Origin of the sequence: Hydrogenophaga sp. (assembly GCF_019264445.1) — a bacterium.
Taxonomy (GTDB): domain Bacteria; phylum Pseudomonadota; class Gammaproteobacteria; order Burkholderiales; family Burkholderiaceae_C; genus Hydrogenophaga.
The window spans coordinates 1-16,334 of the sequence record NZ_JAHVAB010000011.1 but is presented as its reverse complement, the minus strand read 5'-3'; the positions used below and the strand labels follow the sequence as shown (position 1 = coordinate 16,334).

18 protein-coding genes and 3 tRNA genes are annotated in these 16,334 nt (G+C 67.9%); 13 read left to right on the top strand and 8 right to left on the bottom strand.

The features are described 5' to 3' along the window. Nucleotides 1-56: 56 nt before the first annotated feature. From KXJ60_RS01095 to apaG, 7 genes are read right to left on the bottom strand one after another with little or no spacing between them, the layout of a single operon-like run. Nucleotides 57-728 carry a glutathione S-transferase gene (locus KXJ60_RS01095; RefSeq protein WP_291123496.1) on the bottom strand — a complete coding sequence of 224 codons (672 nt, stop codon included), beginning with the start codon at nucleotides 726-728 and terminating at the stop codon, nucleotides 57-59. 26 nt (nucleotides 729-754) lie between these two features. Beyond that, nucleotides 755-1,909: a DNA alkylation repair protein gene (locus KXJ60_RS01090; protein ID WP_291123494.1), complete on the bottom strand. Its 1,155-nt coding sequence runs from the start codon at nucleotides 1,907-1,909 to the stop codon at nucleotides 755-757. A gap of 3 nt (nucleotides 1,910-1,912) precedes the next feature. Beyond that, nucleotides 1,913-2,401: a CinA family protein gene (locus tag KXJ60_RS01085; RefSeq protein WP_291123492.1), complete on the bottom strand. Its 489-nt coding sequence runs from the start codon at nucleotides 2,399-2,401 to the stop codon at nucleotides 1,913-1,915. Nucleotides 2,402-2,404: 3 nt separating this feature from the next. Next, the gene (locus KXJ60_RS01080; protein ID WP_291123490.1) at nucleotides 2,405-2,935 is read right to left on the bottom strand and encodes a phosphatidylglycerophosphatase A; all 531 of its coding nucleotides are present in this window, start codon (nucleotides 2,933-2,935) and stop codon (nucleotides 2,405-2,407) included. Nucleotides 2,936-2,979: 44 nt separating this feature from the next. After that, nucleotides 2,980-3,960 (bottom strand): thiamine-phosphate kinase, encoded by a 981-nt coding sequence (thiL, locus tag KXJ60_RS01075; protein ID WP_291123489.1) that lies wholly within the window; start codon nucleotides 3,958-3,960, stop codon nucleotides 2,980-2,982. Further along, nucleotides 3,953-5,986: a site-specific recombinase gene (locus KXJ60_RS01070; protein WP_291123487.1), complete on the bottom strand. Its 2,034-nt coding sequence runs from the start codon at nucleotides 5,984-5,986 to the stop codon at nucleotides 3,953-3,955. The genes thiL and KXJ60_RS01070 overlap by 8 nt, the downstream gene beginning before the upstream one ends. A 41-nt stretch (nucleotides 5,987-6,027) precedes the next feature. Then, nucleotides 6,028-6,423, bottom strand: a complete 396-nt coding sequence (apaG, locus tag KXJ60_RS01065; protein ID WP_291123485.1) for a Co2+/Mg2+ efflux protein ApaG — start codon at nucleotides 6,421-6,423, stop codon at nucleotides 6,028-6,030. A gap of 106 nt (nucleotides 6,424-6,529) precedes the next feature. Here apaG and rpe point away from each other — a divergent pair, with 106 nt between their 5' ends. Then, on the top strand, nucleotides 6,530-7,219 hold the full coding sequence (rpe, locus tag KXJ60_RS01060; protein ID WP_291123483.1) for a ribulose-phosphate 3-epimerase: 690 nt from the start codon (nucleotides 6,530-6,532) through the stop codon (nucleotides 7,217-7,219). Then, nucleotides 7,219-7,875: a phosphoglycolate phosphatase gene (gene gph, locus KXJ60_RS01055; RefSeq protein WP_291123481.1), complete on the top strand. Its 657-nt coding sequence runs from the start codon at nucleotides 7,219-7,221 to the stop codon at nucleotides 7,873-7,875. Before rpe ends, gph begins: the two co-directional genes overlap by 1 nt. A gap of 8 nt (nucleotides 7,876-7,883) precedes the next feature. Here the strand turns inward: gph and KXJ60_RS01050 are convergent, their stop codons facing one another. Further along, a complete protein-coding gene (locus KXJ60_RS01050) occupies nucleotides 7,884-8,486 on the bottom strand; it encodes a chalcone isomerase family protein (RefSeq protein ID WP_291123479.1) in 603 nt (200 codons plus the stop codon). Nucleotides 8,487-8,894: 408 nt separating this feature from the next. Here KXJ60_RS01050 and trpE point away from each other — a divergent pair, with 408 nt between their 5' ends. From trpE to KXJ60_RS00995, 11 genes are all read left to right on the top strand, one after another. Then, nucleotides 8,895-10,394 carry an anthranilate synthase component I gene (trpE, locus tag KXJ60_RS01045; RefSeq protein ID WP_291123478.1) on the top strand — a complete coding sequence of 500 codons (1,500 nt, stop codon included), beginning with the start codon at nucleotides 8,895-8,897 and terminating at the stop codon, nucleotides 10,392-10,394. Nucleotides 10,395-10,402: 8 nt separating this feature from the next. After that, entirely contained in the window at nucleotides 10,403-10,984 is a 582-nt protein-coding gene (locus KXJ60_RS01040; RefSeq protein WP_291123498.1) for an aminodeoxychorismate/anthranilate synthase component II, read from the top strand. Next, nucleotides 10,981-12,048, top strand: coding sequence for a low-specificity L-threonine aldolase (gene ltaE / locus KXJ60_RS01035; protein ID WP_291123476.1), 1,068 nt, complete (start codon nucleotides 10,981-10,983; stop codon nucleotides 12,046-12,048). The genes KXJ60_RS01040 and ltaE overlap by 4 nt, the downstream gene beginning before the upstream one ends. 13 nt (nucleotides 12,049-12,061) lie before the next feature. Then, on the top strand, nucleotides 12,062-12,700 hold the full coding sequence (locus KXJ60_RS01030) for a LysE family translocator (RefSeq protein WP_291123474.1): 639 nt from the start codon (nucleotides 12,062-12,064) through the stop codon (nucleotides 12,698-12,700). Nucleotides 12,701-12,715: 15 nt separating this feature from the next. Continuing rightward, the gene (gene trpD / locus KXJ60_RS01025) at nucleotides 12,716-13,771 is read left to right on the top strand and encodes an anthranilate phosphoribosyltransferase (RefSeq protein ID WP_291123472.1); all 1,056 of its coding nucleotides are present in this window, start codon (nucleotides 12,716-12,718) and stop codon (nucleotides 13,769-13,771) included. Nucleotides 13,772-13,785: 14 nt separating this feature from the next. After that, a complete protein-coding gene (gene trpC, locus KXJ60_RS01020; protein WP_291123470.1) occupies nucleotides 13,786-14,586 on the top strand; it encodes an indole-3-glycerol phosphate synthase TrpC in 801 nt (266 codons plus the stop codon). Beyond that, nucleotides 14,587-15,327, top strand: coding sequence for a uracil-DNA glycosylase (locus KXJ60_RS01015; RefSeq protein WP_291123469.1), 741 nt, complete (start codon nucleotides 14,587-14,589; stop codon nucleotides 15,325-15,327). 64 nt (nucleotides 15,328-15,391) lie between these two features. Continuing rightward, nucleotides 15,392-15,477: transfer RNA gene (locus KXJ60_RS01010), tRNA-Tyr, on the top strand. A gap of 75 nt (nucleotides 15,478-15,552) precedes the next feature. Continuing rightward, nucleotides 15,553-15,626, top strand: a tRNA-Gly gene (locus tag KXJ60_RS01005). A 69-nt stretch (nucleotides 15,627-15,695) separates the two neighbouring features. Then, nucleotides 15,696-15,770: transfer RNA gene (locus KXJ60_RS01000), tRNA-Thr, on the top strand. A gap of 54 nt (nucleotides 15,771-15,824) precedes the next feature. Continuing rightward, on the top strand, nucleotides 15,825-16,334 hold a 510-nt coding region (locus tag KXJ60_RS00995), incomplete at its 3' end, for a GTP-binding protein (RefSeq protein WP_291123467.1).

Below are 16,334 nucleotides of genomic sequence, written 5' to 3'. Positions count from 1 at the left end.
ATCTTGGGCCGGCGTAGCCGGACCCTCGATGCCTCTGGTGGCGTGGTCTCTCGCCGTTAAAACGTCGACAGGTCGTATGGGCCGCCTTGCGCCAGCGCGCGCTGGTAGGCGGGGCGCTCGTGGATGCGGCGCAGCCAGTCGGCGAGCTTGGGCCGGTTCTTGAGCAGGCCGCGTGCGTCGGCGGCTTCGATGCCGAAGCTCATCTGCACGTCGGCCGCGCTGAACGAGCGCCCGGCGAACCACGGGCCGTGCTCGGTGAGCTCGGCTTCCAGATAGTCGAAGTGGCGTTTGAGGTTGGGCGTGACCAGCAGGCCCTTGACCTGCGTGGAGATCGCCTTGGCCACCGGTTTCACGATGAAGGGCGCCTTGCGCTCGATCTGGTCAAACACCAGCTGCAGCAGCAGCGGCGTGGCCAGCGAGCCTTCGGCGTAGTGCAGCCAGTAGCGGTAGCGCAGAAAGCTCGGCGTGCCGCGCTCGGGCGCGAACTTGCCTTCGCCGTGGGTCTCGACCAGGTATTCCAGGATGGCGCCCGACTCGGCCACGGTGTTCTTGCCATCGGTCACCACGGGCGACTTGCCCAGCGGGTGCACCTTCACCAGCGACGGCGGCGCCAGCATGGTTTTGGGGTCGCGCTCGTAGCGCGCGATCTCGTACGGCACGCCGAGCTCTTCGAGCATCCAGAGCACGCGCTGCGAGCGCGAGTTGTTGAGGTGGTGGACGGTGAGCATGGTGGGGCCTCGGGTGGTGTGAAGGGTCAGGGGGGTTGCAGTTCGAAATGGGCGGCGGCCAGTGCCACGCCATTGACGCGCACGTCCACCGTATGGGAGCCGGGGTACAGGGTGCGCGTGGTCACGGGCTTGAGGCTGTGGCGCTTGTCGAGTGTGCGCGTTTCGCCGGGCGCGAGCGTGAGCTTCCAGCCTTTGAAGACTTTGGGCGACGTGCTGCCGTTGGCGCGCACGTGGTGCACCGCGTAGTCCACCACCAGCTGCTGCGGCTGGCGCGCGGTGGACTGCAGCTGCACGCGCAGGGCGATGTCGCCGCCCACCGTGGCGCGCGCGGCCGACAGCGTGAGCGTGGCTTGCCCCTTGAGCCCGCTGGCCAGCCCCCAGGCCGCCAGCGTGGGCGCGTGCCCCGCCTTGATGAGGCTGCGGCTGGCATGGCGCAGCAGCGCGCTGCGGGTGTCGGGCGCGTCGATGAGGTGATCGCGCACCCAGCCGGCCACCAGGTCGGGGTGGTCCTTGGCGATGTCGTTGAGGTGGTTCGCCACGCTGCGGCGCACGTAGCTGCTGGGGTCGTCCTGCAGGGCGCGCAGCAGCGGCAGCGTGGGTGCCGGGTCGACCACCAGCGCCTGCAGGCGCAGCCCCCACGGCAGGCGCGGGCGGCTGCCCTCGCTCACCAGCCGGCGCACGTGCGCGCTCGGGTCGTTCACCCAGTCGGCCAATGTGCTCAGCGCGAGCGTGGGGTGGCGCTGGATGATCGGGCGAATGGCGAACTCGGCCGTGAAGCGCTGGGTGACCGCGTGCAGGCAGGCCAGGCCGCGCTGCGCCGCCGCCGTGTCCGCCACGCCACGGCGCGCCACAAACTCGCCCACCGCCCACAAGGCCCAGCCGGCGATGCCGCGCTCGGCTTCGGCGTGGCCGAGCTTGAGGGGTTCGCCCTGCGCGTCCAGGGCGAGCGCCGGAGCCAGGCTGGCTTCCAGCACATCGCAGGCGGTGGGGAAGTCGGCGGGCAGCGTGGCTTCGAGCGCATCGGCCAGCTGCATGGCGCGCGCCTTGAACTCCAGGCCTTCCAGCCCGTTGGCGGCCTGCGCCTCGAAGCGCGTGCGGTCAAAACGCGGCCAGGCGCGCCGCAGGTGCCCGCCGGCCTGGGCGACGGTGTCGCGGTTGATGAGGTTCTTGAACGGTTCCATGCGTCAGGCGGTGGGCAGGCGTTGCAACAGCCCGGCCAGTGCGTGGCGCACGGTGGCTTGGCGCACGGCGCTGCGGTCGCCGTCAAAGCGCTGGTGTTCGGTGAACACGCCGGCGGGTGTGGCCCAGCCAAACCACACCGTGCCCACCGGTTTGGCAGGGCTGCCGCCGGTGGGGCCGGCCACGCCGGTAACGGCCACGGCGAGCTGCGTGGGCGAGTGCGCGACCGCGCCTGCGGCCATGGCGCGGGCCACGGGTTCGCTCACGGCGCCGTGTTGAGCGATCAGCTCGGCGGGCACGCCCAGCAGCTCGTGTTTGGCTTCGTTCGAGTACGTGACGAAGCCGCGCTCAAACCATTCGCTGGACCCCGAGACTTCGGTGCACGCGCCGGCGATCAGCCCGCCGGTGCAGCTCTCGGCGGTGGCCATCATCAGGCCGCGCGCTTTGAGTTCGCGGGCGAGTTGTGCCACCAGGGCGGGCGTGATGTCGGCCATGGCTCAGACCCTCCAGAGGGCGATGACGATGAGGGTGCAGAAGGCGGCCGCGAAGTCGTCGAGCAGGATGCCGAAGCCGCCGCGCGGGCCGAAGCCCTTGAAGGTCTGGTCGGCCCAGGCCATGGGGCCGACCTTGACCATGTCGAACAGCCGAAAGATGAGAAACGCCGCCAGCTGCGCCCAGAACCCGCTGGGCGAAATCATCCACAGCACCAGCCAGAAGGCGACGATCTCGTCCCACACGATGTGGCCCGAGTCGGCGATGCGCATGTGCCGCGCGGTGACGGTGCAGGCCCACCAGCCCGCCAGAGTGGCCACGGCGATCACCACCGCCCAGGTCAGCGGCGTGAGCAGCGGGTCCAGCAGCAGGAAGCCGACCCAGGCCCACAGCGTGCCGGCGGTGCCCGGCGCGAAGCGGCTCAGGCCGGCGCCCGCGCCCAGGGCCATGAAGTGGGCGGGGTGGGCGAACAGAAAGCGCCAGGTCGGGCGGATGAGGGGCGCGTCCAGCGGCGCGTCGGTGGCGGTGTCGGGCATGCGGCAATTATCGGGCGGGGTGCCGTCGCCGCACGGGTGCGGGCTCAGGCGAAATGGTCGAAGCTGCGCGCGGCCAGGGGCATGTCGCGGCCGTCGGCGTCGAGCCAGCGCAGGCCCGGGGCGGCGGTGATGTGGCCCACGCGCGCCACAGGCGTGGCGCTGCGCACCGAGGCCGCTTCGATGCGCGCGCGGGCGTCGGGCGGGGCGGTGAACAGCAGCTCGTAGTCGTCGCCGCCGGCCAGCAGGCATTCGAGCCGCTGCGCCAGTGGCAGCTCGCGCAGGGCGGGGGCCAGGGGCATATCGTGCACGCGCATCTCGGCGCCCACGCCGCTGGCCAGCAGGATGTGGCCGAGGTCGCCGACCAGCCCGTCGCTGAGGTCAATGGCGGCATGCGCCCCGGCGCCGGCCAGTGCCCGGCCCAGCGCGTTGCGCGGCGTGGGGCGCTCCAGCCGTGCGCGCAGCTCGGCGTTCAGTCCCGCCGCACCTGTGGCGGCCAGCGCCCAGCCGGTGCCGCGCAGGTGCTCCAGCGCCAGCCGGGCTTCGCCGGTGCGCCCGCTCAGGTACACGTCGTCGCCCGCGCGCGCGGCGTCGCGCCGCAGCGCCTGGCCAGGCGCCACCTCGCCGAACACGGTGACGCAGAGGTTGAGCGGGCCGCGCGTGGTGTCGCCGCCCACCAGTGGGCAGGCGTGGGCATCGGCCAGCGCAAACAGGCCGCGCGCCAGGCCGGCGAGCCAGTCGTTGTCGGCCTGGGGCAGGGCCAGCGCAAGCGTGAAGCCCAGCGGGCGCGCGCCCATGGCGGCCAGGTCGCTCAGGTTCACGGCCAGCGCCTTGTGGCCGAGCGCCTCGGGGTCCACGTCGGCAAAGAAATGGCGGCCTTCGACCAGCATGTCGCTGGAGATGGCGAGCTGGTGGCCGGGGCTGGGCTGCAGCAGCGCGCAGTCGTCACCAATGCCCAGCACCACGGCACTGCTGCCGGCGGGCAGCGGGCGCTGGAAGTGCCGGCGGATCAGCTCGAACTCACCCATGCACGGTGGGGGCGGCAGGCGGTTCGTCTTCTTCGTGGCGGTCGTTGCGCGGTGGCACCAGGAAGCTCAGCGGCGCGGCGCGAATGCACCGCTTGATCGCCGCGCGAATGAGCTGGCGGTTGACTTCGCTCACACCCTGCGCCTGCAGCGCCAGCCGGAAGGCCAGGTAGAAGCTCACGCCCAGGTTGATCGGGCCAATGGCCAGCACGCCGGCCACCGCCCACCAGAAGGCGGGTTCCTTGAACACCGTCCAGCCCAGCGCCACCACGGCGGCGGCCACCTGGCCGGCGGAGAGGGTGACGTGGCGCACGTCCAGCCCGATGCCGAAGAACGTCATGAAGGCGGGCACCAGCCCGAGCATGAAGCCCAGCGAGATGTTGGCCGCCAGGCCCGAGATGTTGCGCCGCATGAAGCCGGCCCAGCGCGCGGCGCGCTCGCGCCCCAGCACGGCGGTGAAGCGCGGGTTGTGCTGCATGGCCGAGTCCAGGTTGTGGAACACGTACCAGTTCTCGACCCAGCCCGCGATGATGCTGGAGGCAAACAGCAGCACGCCCGTGAAAGCCGCAAACAGCACCAGGGGCCCCAGCAGGCTGATGTCCTTGAGCACCTGGCGCGCCTTGGCCTCGTTGATCATGGCTTCGCCGGTCGCGAAGTGCATGCCCAGACTGATGAGCACCACCACCGGAATCACCAGGCCGATGTTGCCCACGATGGACGCGATCTGCGAACGGAACAGGTTGGCCACCTCGTCCACGAACCGCCGCACCGCACCGGGCGCCTTGATGTCGCGCAGCTTGGCCACCATGGCCGGTGCGGTCACGGCGGGCTGCTTGGTGGCCAGCGTGAGGTGCAGCAGCATGATCACCACGAACGAGGTGGCGTAGTTCACCCCGTTGGCAAAGCCGCCCCAGAACGCGGTCAGGCCCAGCCCGGCCATCAGGAACTTGACCCACACGGTCAGGCCGACCACCGCACCGCCGCCGGCGGCCTTGCGCAGCATGGCGCGGTACTCGGCGGCGTCGCGGGTGATGTAGTGCTCGCCGCTTTCGGCGCTGCGCTCGGCCACCTTGGCCGCCGTCAGGTGCGAGCTGCTGGCAATGAGCGAGCGCACGCTGCGGTTGTCAATCCCCACCTGCGCCAGGTCGGCCAGCAGCGCGGCGGTGGCGCGTTCGGGCTGGTCGGACTGCAGGCAGTCCAGCAGCTCTTTCACACGCACGATGCGTTCGCGCAGCTGGCGCAAGCGGAAGACGATGCCCACCGACACGCCGTGCTCTTCGAGGTGCGAGTACACCGTGTAGGCCGCGTGCCGGCAGGCGTCGAGCTGCAGGCGCAGCGCATCGGCTGCGGCAAGGGCCTCGGGGCTGCGCGCGCCGTGCGCGTTGACGGTCTGGCGCAGCGCTTCGAAGTCGGCCGGCAGTTCGTGGAAAGGCCTCTGGGCCTGCGCCTCGGGCGACATGCGGCTGCGGATTTCAGAGGCGAAGCCGGTGGCGCTGATCTGGCTGACGCAGAAGATCAGCGCGTCCATCAGCGCCGATTGCCAGAATCCGGCAGGGGAGTCGGGCGTGGCGGTCTCGTCGGTGGCCGCCGGCGGGGCGATCAGCACCGCACGCAGACGCTTGAGCGTTTCGCTGTCAAGGGCCTTGAGCCAGCGCACGTCAAAGCGCGCGGACAGCAGCAGATCGAACAGCTCGGCCATGTCGGTGGTCTCGGGCGTGCCGGGCAGGATCTTCTTGCGCAGCCGGTTGCCGAACTCGCTGAGAAAGGCGGTGCGCGGCGCAAAGCCGTGGTCGGCCAGCAGCGGCGTGAGGTCCACCGTGCCCACAAAGTGGCTCCACCAGCGGCGCCAGCGCACCTGCAGGGCGGGGTCGGCCTGCACGGTGTCGAGGAACAGGCGCACACGCGAGACGCTGGCCTGCACGTCGGCCTCGTTGCCGCGCACCCAGCGCAGCGTTTCAATCAGCCACAGGTGGCGCAGGGCCAGCGGGGCGTCCGGGTCCAGGGTGTCGAGCGGGGTGTGGGTGGGCATGCGGTCGTGAGGAAGTGGGCCGCGTGTCGGGGTGCGGTGGCTCAGTGCAGCACGCGGGCGGGCGCTTCGCCCGAGCCGGGCGCGCGCAAGTCGAATGCCGGCACCGGGGCCTCGAAGCGTTCGCCGTCCTCGGCAACACAGAAAAAGCTGCCGCGCATGGTGCCGGTGGGCGTGCTCAGGCGCGTGCCGCTGGTGTACTGGAAGGATTCGCCCGGGCGCAGCAGCGGCTGGTGGCCGACCACGCCCAGGCCCTTGACCTGCTCGGTGTGGCCGTCTTCGTTGTCGATGATCCAGTGGCGCGAAATCAGCTGCGCCGTCACCTCGCCCGCGTTGGTGATGGTGATGGTGTACGCAAAGGCGTACTGGTCTTCCTCGGGCGACGATTGCTCGCTCAGGAACTGAGGTTCGACCTCGCAGGTGAACAGGTATTTCGGCATGGCCGGCATGTTACCCCGCGCCCCGCGCCGGTGTGGCGGCCCTGCGAGAATGTCGGTCTCCGGCCCGAGCCTATTCCCCCTACCGTTCACCCACGCCAGGTTGCCCATGTCACAGCCCCCCGTCCAGCACCGCATTGCACCCTCCATCCTGTCCGCCGATTTCGCCCGCCTGGGCGACGAAGTGAAGAACGTCATCGCCGCGGGCGCCGACTGGATCCACTTTGACGTGATGGACAACCACTACGTGCCCAACCTGACCTTCGGGCCCATGATCTGCCAGGCGCTCAAGCCGCACGCCAGGAAGCCCGACGGCACGCCGGTGCCGATCGATGTGCACCTGATGATCCAGCCGGTGGACGCGCTGGCCGGTGCCTTCATCGACGCGGGCGCCGACCTGGTGAGCTTTCACCCCGATGCGAGCGCCCACGTGCACCGCAGCGTGCAGGCCATCAAGGCCAAGGGCGCCAAGGCCGGCCTCACGTTCAACCCCGGCCAGCCGCTGGACGTGCTGGACTGGCTGATCGACGACATCGACCTCATCCTCATCATGAGCGTGAACCCCGGCTTTGGCGGCCAGAGCTTCATCGACTCCGCGCTGCGCAAGATCGAAGACGCGCGCCGGCGCATCGACGCCAGCGGCAAGGACATTCGCCTGGAAGTGGACGGCGGCATCAAGACCGACAACATCCGCCGCGTGGCCGATGCGGGCGCCGACACCTTCGTGGCCGGCAGCGCCATCTTCGGCAAGCCCGACTACAAGGCCGTGATCGACCAGATGCGGGCGGCGCTCAAGTGATGCAGGGCATCCGCGCGGCCATCGTCGACCTCGACGGGACGATGATCGACACGCTGGGCGATTTCGATGTCGCCCTCAACCTCACCCTGAAAGACCTGGGCCGCCCGGCCGTCACGCGCGCGGCCATTGAACACATGGTGGGCAAAGGCTCTGCGCACCTGATCCGTTCGGCACTCATGCACGGCGGCCTGGACGGCGATGCGGCCGAACGCGTGCAGTCCGAGGCCTGGACGCGCTACCAGGCGCACTACCTCGCCATCAATGGCCAGCACAGCGCGGTCTACCCCGGTGTCATCGAAGGCCTGGCCGCGCTGCGCGCGCGCGGCCTGCCGCTGGCCTGCCTCACCAACAAGCCCTTGAGCTTTGCGCGCCCCTTGCTGCAGGCCAAAGGCCTGGACGGGTTCTTCGCCCATGTGTTCGGCGGCGACAGCTTCGCGCGCACCAAACCCGACCCGCTGCCCCTGCTCAAAACCTGCGAGGCGCTGGGCACGCTGCCCGCGCACACGCTGATGGTGGGCGACTCGCAGAACGACGGCCTGGCCGCGCGCGCGGCCGGCTGCCCGGTGGTGCTGGTGACCTACGGCTACAACCACGGCGACCCGATCGCCCAGGCGCCACACGACTGGCTGATCAGTTCCCTGGCCGAACTGGCGTAGCGACCCGCCTACTTTTTGGCTTTGCCCAGCAGCGCGTCCTTCAGCATCCAGTCCGCGGGTTTCGGCCCAAGCCAGATGCGCACGAGCGCGTTGAAGAATTCCGGCTCCTTGAACGGCTCGCCCTCGACCTTGCCCTTGATCGTGAGCACCGTGCCCGTGCCGGGCACCCAGTCGATCAGGAAGTTGTCGCCTTCCTTGAGGTTCTTGTGGTCGGTGAACACCTGGCTCATGCGCAGCACGCCGGGAATGAGCTTGGAGAAGGCCGAGCGGTCCATGTTGTCCTCCATGCCGCGCGAAAACAGCTTGCCGAGCTCGGCCGAGTCGATGTCGCGCAGCATGGTGATCGAAATGCGCTTGGGACCCGGCGCGGCCAGCACCGCTTCGGGGGTGTCGGCCTTCTGCCCCAGATAGAGGCCCGCTGCGTACACCTTGAACACCGCCTTGTAGCGCACGCCCGCGCCGTTGAGCACCAGGGGGCTGCCCGCCAGGCTGGCGCGGTCTTCCAGCTTGACGCCCGCCACATCCACGGTGGCGGCGCGCGCCACCGGCAAGGCCAGCAGCGAGGCGGTGGCAACAGCGAGCAGGGTTCGAAGCAGGGCGGACGTCTTCATGGTGGGTCTGGTCAGGGTGTGATGGACGTAAAAAAACGAACACCCGTTCGTTTCCTTGCATTGTCCCGTCAAGCCGGGCGCCGGGCATCAGGGTTTGGCCGTAAAACCAAAGCTTGGGCGCGTGACATGGCGCACGCCGCAGCCGGCTTTGTTACACTGCGCGCTCCATGTTCAACCCACGCACAACCTTCTCAGGTGATCTGCCGAGCCGCAATGGCCGGGGAGCCTGGCCCTGGCGCAAGCCAGCGTAAACGTGCACCTTCCCCCGGGGTTCGCACAGTCCGCGCGCGTCACACGCCGCCACTGTCGCCCCACACGAACCCGGCAACCTGCGTTGCCGGATGGCCTGGACCCCAGCCCCGCCCGATACGTCAATGACCCGCGGTGTGGCCGATGCAAAGAACGAACATGATCACGGAACTCGAATTCAAGAGCCTGGCCCAGCAGGGCTACAACCGCATCCCGTTGATGGCCGAGGCCTTCGCGGACCTGGAAACCCCGCTCTCCCTGTACCTCAAGCTCGCGCACGGCCGCGGCGATGGGCGGCACAGCTTTTTGCTGGAGTCGGTGGTGGGTGGTGAGCGCTTCGGTCGCTACAGCTTCATCGGCTTGCCCGCGCGCACGCTGTTGCGCGCCACCGGCTTTGGCGCCGACGCGACAACCGAGGTGGTGCGCGATGGCGTGGTCATTGAAACCGCGCAGGGCAACCCGCTGGACTTCATCGCCGACTACCAGAAGCGCTTCAAGGTGGCGCTGCGCCCCGGGTTGCCGCGCTTCTGCGGCGGCCTGGCCGGGTACTTCGGCTACGACGCCGTGCGCCACATCGAGAAGAAGCTCGAAAACAGCTGCCCGCCCGACACGCTGGGTTGTCCCGACATCCTGCTGCTGCAGTGCGAAGAGCTGGCGGTGATCGACAACCTGTCGGGCAAGCTGTACCTGATCGTCTACGCCGATCCGGCCCAGCCCGAGGCCTACGCCAATGGCAAGAAGCGCCTGCGTGAGCTGCGCGAGGCGCTGAAGTATTCGGTGAGTGCACCGGTGGTCAAACCCAGTCAGGGGTACCCGGCCGAGCGCGACTTTGCCAAGGCCGACTATCTGAATGCGGTGGACCGCGCGAAGGAGCTCATTGCGGCCGGTGACTTCATGCAGGTGCAGGTGGGCCAGCGCATCAAGAAGCGCTACACCGAGTCGCCGTTGAGCCTGTACCGCGCCCTGCGCTCGCTCAACCCCTCTCCCTACATGTACTACTACCACTTCGGGGATTTCCACGTGGTCGGGGCGTCGCCCGAAATCCTGGTGCGCCAGGAGAACACCGTGGACGGTACCAAGGTGACGATCCGCCCGCTGGCCGGCACCCGCCCTCGCGGTGCCACGCCCGAGCTGGACAAGGCCACCGAAACCGAGCTGGTCAACGACCCCAAGGAACGCGCCGAACACGTCATGCTGATCGACCTCGCGCGCAACGACATCGGCCGCATCGCCAAGATCGGCACCGTGAAGGTGACCGAGGCTTTTGCCGTGGAGCGCTACAGCCACGTGATGCACATCGTGAGCAACGTCGAAGGCATGCTGGTGGACGGCATGACCAGCATGGACGTGCTCAAGGCCACCTTCCCCGCCGGGACGCTGACGGGCGCGCCGAAGGTGCACGCCATGGAGCTGATCGACCAGCTGGAGCCGACCAAGCGCGGCATCTACGGTGGCGCTTGCGGTTACCTCAGCTACGCCGGCGACATGGATGTGGCCATTGCCATCCGCACCGGCATCATCAAGGACCAGACGCTTTACGTGCAGGCCGCGGCGGGCGTGGTCGCCGACTCGGTGCCCGAGATGGAGTGGAGTGAAACGGAGCACAAGGCGCGGGCCTTGTTGCGCGCGGCCGAACTGGTTGAGGAGGGTCTGGAATGAACAAGCCGATTCAAGTCCTGATGCTGGACAACTACGACTCGTTCACCTTCAACATCGTGCAGTACCTCGGGGAGCTTGGGGCCGACGTGACGGTGGTGCGCAACGACGAAGTCACGGTAGACGAACTGCAGAAGCGGCTCGACGACGGCCGCATGGACCGCTTGGTGATTTCGCCCGGTCCTTGCTCGCCGGCTGAGGCCGGCATCTCGGTCACGGCGATCCAGCACTTCGCGGGCAAGCTGCCCATTCTGGGCGTGTGCCTGGGTCACCAGGCCATCGGCGCCGCGCTGGGCGGCACAGTGGTGCGTGCACAGGAGCTGATGCACGGCAAGACCAGCGTCATCACCACGAAGCAGGTCGGCGTGTTTGCGAACCTGCCCGAGCAGTTCACCGTGAACCGCTACCACTCGCTGGCCATTCGCCGCAGCGACTGCCCGCCCGAACTGGAGGTGACCGCCTGGACCGACGACGGCGAGATCATGGGCGTGAAGCACAAGACGCTCGCCATTGAAGGCGTGCAGTTCCACCCCGAGAGCATCCTCACCGAACATGGGCACGCGATGCTCAAGAACTTTCTGGACCAGGCATGAACACCGTTGATTTGCGCAGTGACACCGTCACCCAGCCCACCGCCGCCATGCGCGAAGCCATGATGGCCGCGCCCCTGGGCGACGACGTGTTTGGCGACGATCCGTCGGTCAACGCGCTGCAGGAAAAAATCGCCGCGCTTACCGGCAAGGAAGCGGCACTGTTCATGGCCAGTGGCACGCAGAGCAACCTGTGCGCCATGCTGTCGCACTGCGAGCGGGGCGACGAATACATCGTGGGCCAGAACGCCCACACCTACCGCTACGAAGGCGGCGGCGCGGCGGTGCTGGGCAGCATCCAGCCGCAACCGCTCGCGCAAAACGCCACCGGGCAGATGCAGCTGGCCGACATCGCCGCCGCCATCAAGCCCGACGACCCCCACTTCGCGCGCACGCGCCTGCTGTGCCTGGAAAACACCTGGAACGGCCACCCCATGCCCGCCGACTACCTGGACCAGGCTGCGGCACTGGCGCGCCAGCACGGCCTGGCTGTGCACCTGGATGGTGCGCGCGTGTTCAACGCGGCTGTGGCTGCGGGTGGTGATCCGTTCCTGGCGTTGAGAGGCATCGTTGATCGCTTCGACAGCGTTTCGGTGTGCTTCAGCAAAGGCCTGGGCGCGCCGGTGGGGTCCGCACTGTGTGGCTCGAAAGACCTGATCCGCCGCGCGCTGCGCTGGCGCAAGATGCTGGGCGGTGGGTTGCGCCAATCGGGCTTGCTCGCGGCGGCTGCGCACCATGCGCTGGACCACCACGTGCACCGCCTGGCCGACGACCACGCGCTCGCACAGCGCCTCGCGCAGGGACTGTCCGGTCTCGATGGGCTGAGCGTGCGCTCGGCGCAGACCAACATCGTGTTCGTCGATGTGGCGAACGGCCGTGGTCCCGATTTGCTGGCGCATCTGGCGCGGGACGGCGTGCTGGCCACGGGCTTGATTGGCCTGCGTTTCGTCGCACACCTTGGCGTGGACGCCGCCGGTGTGGACCGGGCGGTGGCCAGCGCCAAGGCGTTCTTCGCGCAGGGCGGCGCGGCGTCCACCCCGCGTGCCTCAGGCACCGCCGTTTACTGACCTGCCGCACGCCATGCCCGAGCTGCCGCAACTCCTGCTCTTCATCGCAGCCGGCTGGCTGCTCAACCTCACGCCCGGCCCGGACGTGCTCTACATCGTCACGAACGCGCTGAAGAGCGGCGTGCGCGCGGGCGTTGTGGCCGCGCTCGGTATCGTCAGTGGCTGCTTCGTGCACGTGTTCGCCGCGGCCATCGGTGTGAGCGCGCTGCTGGCTGCGTCCGCCACCGCCTTCACCGTGCTCAAGTGGATCGGTGCGGCCTATCTTCTGTGGATGGGTGTGCGGCTGTTGTTGTCGAGGGCCACACCGCTGAACCTGAGTGCGGGCACGGCCGAGGTGAACCTCTGGCGCGTGTACCGGCGCGGCTTCCTCACCAATGTGCTCAACCCCAAGGTCGCGCTGTTTTTCCTCGCGTTCGTGCCGCAGTTCATCGCGCCCGAGGCGCCCAACAAGGCGCTGGCTTTCCTGCTGCTGGGGCTGGTCTTCAACCTCAATTCGCTGCCAATCAACTTTGGCTACGCCTGGCTGGCCGCCTGGGCCGCGCGCCGCGTGCACACGATGCAGCGCGCCATGCACTGGATGGACCGCGCCGCCGGCCTGCTCTTCATCGGCTTCGGCCTGAAGCTGGCCATGACCGACAATCCCGCCCAATAAAAGTCCGGAGACACCATGCCTCACACCCAGGCCCACGCGCACAAGATCACCCCGCAGGAAGCCCTGCAGCGCACCATCGAACACCGCGAGATCTTTCACGACGAGATGCTGCATCTCATGCGCCTGATCATGAGCGGCGAGATGTCGCCGGTCATGATGGCGGCCTTCATCACGGGCCTGCGTGTGAAGAAGGAAACCATCGGCGAGATCACGGCTGCGGCGCAGGTGATGCGCGAGTTCTCCACCAAGGTGCATGTGGCCAACAAGACGCATCTGGTGGACATCGTGGGCACCGGTGGCGACGGCTCGCACACCTTCAACATCTCGACCTGCTCGATGTTTGTGGCCGCCGCTGCCGGCGCGCGCGTGAGCAAGCACGGCGGGCGCAGCGTCTCCAGCAAGAGCGGCAGCGCCGATGTGCTCGAGAGCCTGGGCGTCAACATCAATCTCTCGCCCGAGGCGATCGCGCGTTGCATCGAGCAGGTGGGTGTGGGCTTCATGTTTGCGCCCAACCACCATCCGGCCATGAAGAACGTGGCGCCCGTCCGGCGCGAACTCGGCATCAAGACCATCTTCAACATCCTGGGTCCGCTGACCAACCCGGCCTCCGCCCCGAACATTCTCATGGGCGTGTTCCATCCCGACCTGGTGGGTATTCAGGTGCGCGCTTTGCAGCGCCTGGGCGCCGAGCACGCCGTGGTCGTGTACGGCCGTGACGGCATGGACGAGGTGTCTCTTGGCGCGGCCACGCTGGTGGGCGAGCTCAAAAACGGCGAGATCACCGAATACGAGATTCACCCGGAAGACTTCGGCATGACCATGGCCAGCAGCCGCGCGCTGCGCGTGGAAACGCCCGAAGACTCGCGGCAGATGCTCATGGGTGTGCTGGAGGGTCGTGGTGACCCCGCCTTCAAGGCCGCCAGCGAGATCGTGGCGCTGAACGCGGGTGTGGCGCTCTACGCCGCCAACGTAACGACCGACATGGGCGCTGGCATCGAGCTGGCGCGGCGCACGCTGGCCTCTGGCGCGGCGCTGGCCAAGCTCGAACAACTCAAGGCCTTCGTGGCCTGATCCGGAACAACGACATGAGCGACATCCTGCAGAAAATTGTGGCCGTCAAGCACGAGGAGATTGCGGCAGCGCAGCGCAAGAAGCCGCTGGACGCCGTGCGCTTCGATGCCGAGAGCCGCGTGCTCACCCGCGACTTTGAGGGCGCGCTTCGCGGCAAGATCGCGACGGGCCAGGCTGCCGTGATCGCCGAAGTCAAAAAGGCCAGCCCAAGCAAAGGCGTGTTGCGCGAAGACTTCATTGCCGCCGACATCGCTCAGAGCTACGCCGAGGGCGATGGCCAGGTCAGTGCCGCCTGCCTCTCGGTGCTCACCGACCGGCAGTTCTTTCAGGGCAGTCCGGACTTTCTCAAGCAGGCGCGCGCCAGCTGCGACCTGCCCGTGCTGCGCAAGGATTTCATGGTCGATCCGTACCAGGTGTACGAGGCTCGCGCCATGGGGGCCGACGCCATCCTGCTCATCGCCGCGTGTCTAGACGACGCCCGCATGGCCGAGCTGGAGGCCATCGCCATCAGCCTGAACATGGCTGTGCTGGTGGAGGTGCATGACCGCGCCGAGCTGCAGCGCGCGCTGCGGCTCAAGACGCGGCTGGTCGGGATCAACAACCGCAACCTGCGCACCTTCGAGGTGACGCTGCAGACCACGCTGGACATGCTGCCCGACGTGCCGGCCGATCGATTGCTGATCACGGAGTCCGGCATTCTGGGGCGCAGCGACGTGCAGACCATGCGTGCTGCTGGCGTCAACGCGTTCCTGGTGGGTGAAGCGTTCATGCGTGCGCCCGAACCCGGCCTGGCGCTCGCCGAACTGTTCGCCTGAATGCCGGCTCAGCAGACGGGTTTTGACTGGGGCGTGTCGAGCGTGGCCGCGTCCTTGCAGGCGGCCGACCCTTCGATGTGGCCGGTGCAGCCAGGTTGGAACCCGCTGACCGAACGTTTCTGGGCGTCGCTGGATGGGCAGGGCTTGCAAAGCTTTTTGCGGGAGCGCCTGGCGCAAGGCGCGGTGGTCTACCCGCCTGAACCGCTGAGGGCGCTTGACCTGACCGATCCCGACGCCGTGCGCGTGGTCATCCTGGGTCAGGACCCGTACCACGGACCTGGTCAGGCCGAGGGACTCGCGTTCTCCGTCGCGCCGGGCATCAAGACGCCGCCCAGTCTTCGCAACATGCTGCAAGAGTTGCAGCGCGATCTCGGCGTGCCCCTGCCTGCGGATGGTTCACTCGTGCGCTGGGCGAAGCAGGGCGTGCTGCTGCTCAACACCAGCTTGACGGTGGAGGACGGCCAGCCCGCCAGCCATGCGGGGCGGGGCTGGGAGAGCCTGACCGATGCCGTCATCCGGCACTGCAACGACACCGGGCCCGCCAAAGTGTTCATGCTATGGGGCGCACATGCCCAGAAAAAGGCCCCGCTGATCGACGCAGAGCGGCATCGGGTGCTTTGCGCCAACCACCCGTCGCCCCTGTCGGCGCGACGTGGGCCCGTACCGTTCGTCGGGTGCGGCCACTTCGGACAGGCCAACGACTGGCTGACCCGGCAGGGGCTGGCGACCGTGCGGTGGTGATCCGCCTTAGGCAGGCGTTAGCCCCGCTGCCATAAAACCATGGCATAATCGCGGGCTGCGCTATGGAGGGGTGGCCGAGTGGTTAAAGGCAGCAGACTGTAAATCTGCCCGCTTACGCGTACGCTGGTTCGAATCCAGCCTCCTCCACCAGCGATCGATGTGACAGTTAGCGATTGGGAAGTCGCGCCCCAGTTTTCCGGTGCCGTGTGGCACGGGTTGATCAGGGCGGGAGTAGTTCAATGGTAGAACCCCAGCCTTCCAAGCTGATGACGCGGGTTCGATTCCCGTCTCCCGCTCCATGTCCTGTCGGTGGTTGGGTCTTGCAGGTTTTTCGATTTTTCAGGGTGGCCGGTTCGCCGGGCGCCTTGGCCCATGTGGCTCAGTGGTAGAGCACTCCCTTGGTAAGGGAGAGGTCGCGGGTCCGATTCCCGCCATGGGCACCAGTGATTCCTGGATTTGTTCTGGTGTTTCGGCAATTTTGATTTTGGAGCTGAAAAATGGCAAAAGAGAAATTTGAGCGGACCAAGCCGCACGTGAACGTGGGCACGATTGGTCACGTTGACCATGGCAAGACGACGCTGACGGCGGCGATCACGACGGTGCTGGCGGCCAAGTTTGGCGGCGCAGCCAAGGCGTACGACCAGATCGACGCGGCTCCAGAAGAGAAGGCCCGTGGTATCACGATCAACACCGCACACGTGGAATACGAGACGGCCAACCGCCACTACGCCCACGTGGACTGCCCCGGCCACGCCGACTACGTGAAGAACATGATCACCGGTGCTGCCCAGATGGACGGCGCCATTTTGGTGTGCTCGGCCGCTGACGGCCCGATGCCCCAGACCCGCGAGCACATCCTGCTGGCACGCCAGGTGGGCGTGCCTTACATCATCGTGTTCCTGAACAAGTGCGACATGGTCGACGACGCCGAGCTGCTCGAGCTGGTCGAGATGGAAGTGCGCGAGCTCCTGGACAAGTACGAATTCCCGGGCGACGCCACCCCCATC

What these genes read in the sequence shown, in the direction of transcription:
- KXJ60_RS01095 (WP_291123496.1), bottom strand. Translation starts at nt 728, where the DNA reads ATGCTCACCGTCCACCACCTCAACAACTCGCGCTCGCAGCGCGTGCTC.
- KXJ60_RS01090 (WP_291123494.1), bottom strand. Translation starts at nt 1,909, where the DNA reads ATGGAACCGTTCAAGAACCTCATCAACCGCGACACCGTCGCCCAGGCC.
- KXJ60_RS01085 (WP_291123492.1), bottom strand. Translation starts at nt 2,401, where the DNA reads ATGGCCGACATCACGCCCGCCCTGGTGGCACAACTCGCCCGCGAACTC.
- KXJ60_RS01080 (WP_291123490.1), bottom strand. Translation starts at nt 2,935, where the DNA reads ATGCCCGACACCGCCACCGACGCGCCGCTGGACGCGCCCCTCATCCGC.
- thiL (WP_291123489.1), bottom strand. Translation starts at nt 3,960, where the DNA reads ATGGGTGAGTTCGAGCTGATCCGCCGGCACTTCCAGCGCCCGCTGCCC.
- KXJ60_RS01070 (WP_291123487.1), bottom strand. Translation starts at nt 5,986, where the DNA reads ATGCCCACCCACACCCCGCTCGACACCCTGGACCCGGACGCCCCGCTG.
- apaG (WP_291123485.1), bottom strand. Translation starts at nt 6,423, where the DNA reads ATGCCGAAATACCTGTTCACCTGCGAGGTCGAACCTCAGTTCCTGAGC.
- rpe (WP_291123483.1), top strand. Translation starts at nt 6,530, where the DNA reads ATGTCACAGCCCCCCGTCCAGCACCGCATTGCACCCTCCATCCTGTCC.
- gph (WP_291123481.1), top strand. Translation starts at nt 7,219, where the DNA reads ATGCAGGGCATCCGCGCGGCCATCGTCGACCTCGACGGGACGATGATC.
- KXJ60_RS01050 (WP_291123479.1), bottom strand. Translation starts at nt 8,486, where the DNA reads ATGAAGACGTCCGCCCTGCTTCGAACCCTGCTCGCTGTTGCCACCGCC.
- trpE (WP_291123478.1), top strand. Translation starts at nt 8,895, where the DNA reads ATGATCACGGAACTCGAATTCAAGAGCCTGGCCCAGCAGGGCTACAAC.
- ltaE (WP_291123476.1), top strand. Translation starts at nt 10,981, where the DNA reads ATGAACACCGTTGATTTGCGCAGTGACACCGTCACCCAGCCCACCGCC.
- KXJ60_RS01030 (WP_291123474.1), top strand. Translation starts at nt 12,062, where the DNA reads ATGCCCGAGCTGCCGCAACTCCTGCTCTTCATCGCAGCCGGCTGGCTG.
- trpD (WP_291123472.1), top strand. Translation starts at nt 12,716, where the DNA reads ATGCCTCACACCCAGGCCCACGCGCACAAGATCACCCCGCAGGAAGCC.
- trpC (WP_291123470.1), top strand. Translation starts at nt 13,786, where the DNA reads ATGAGCGACATCCTGCAGAAAATTGTGGCCGTCAAGCACGAGGAGATT.
- KXJ60_RS01015 (WP_291123469.1), top strand. Translation starts at nt 14,587, where the DNA reads ATGCCGGCTCAGCAGACGGGTTTTGACTGGGGCGTGTCGAGCGTGGCC.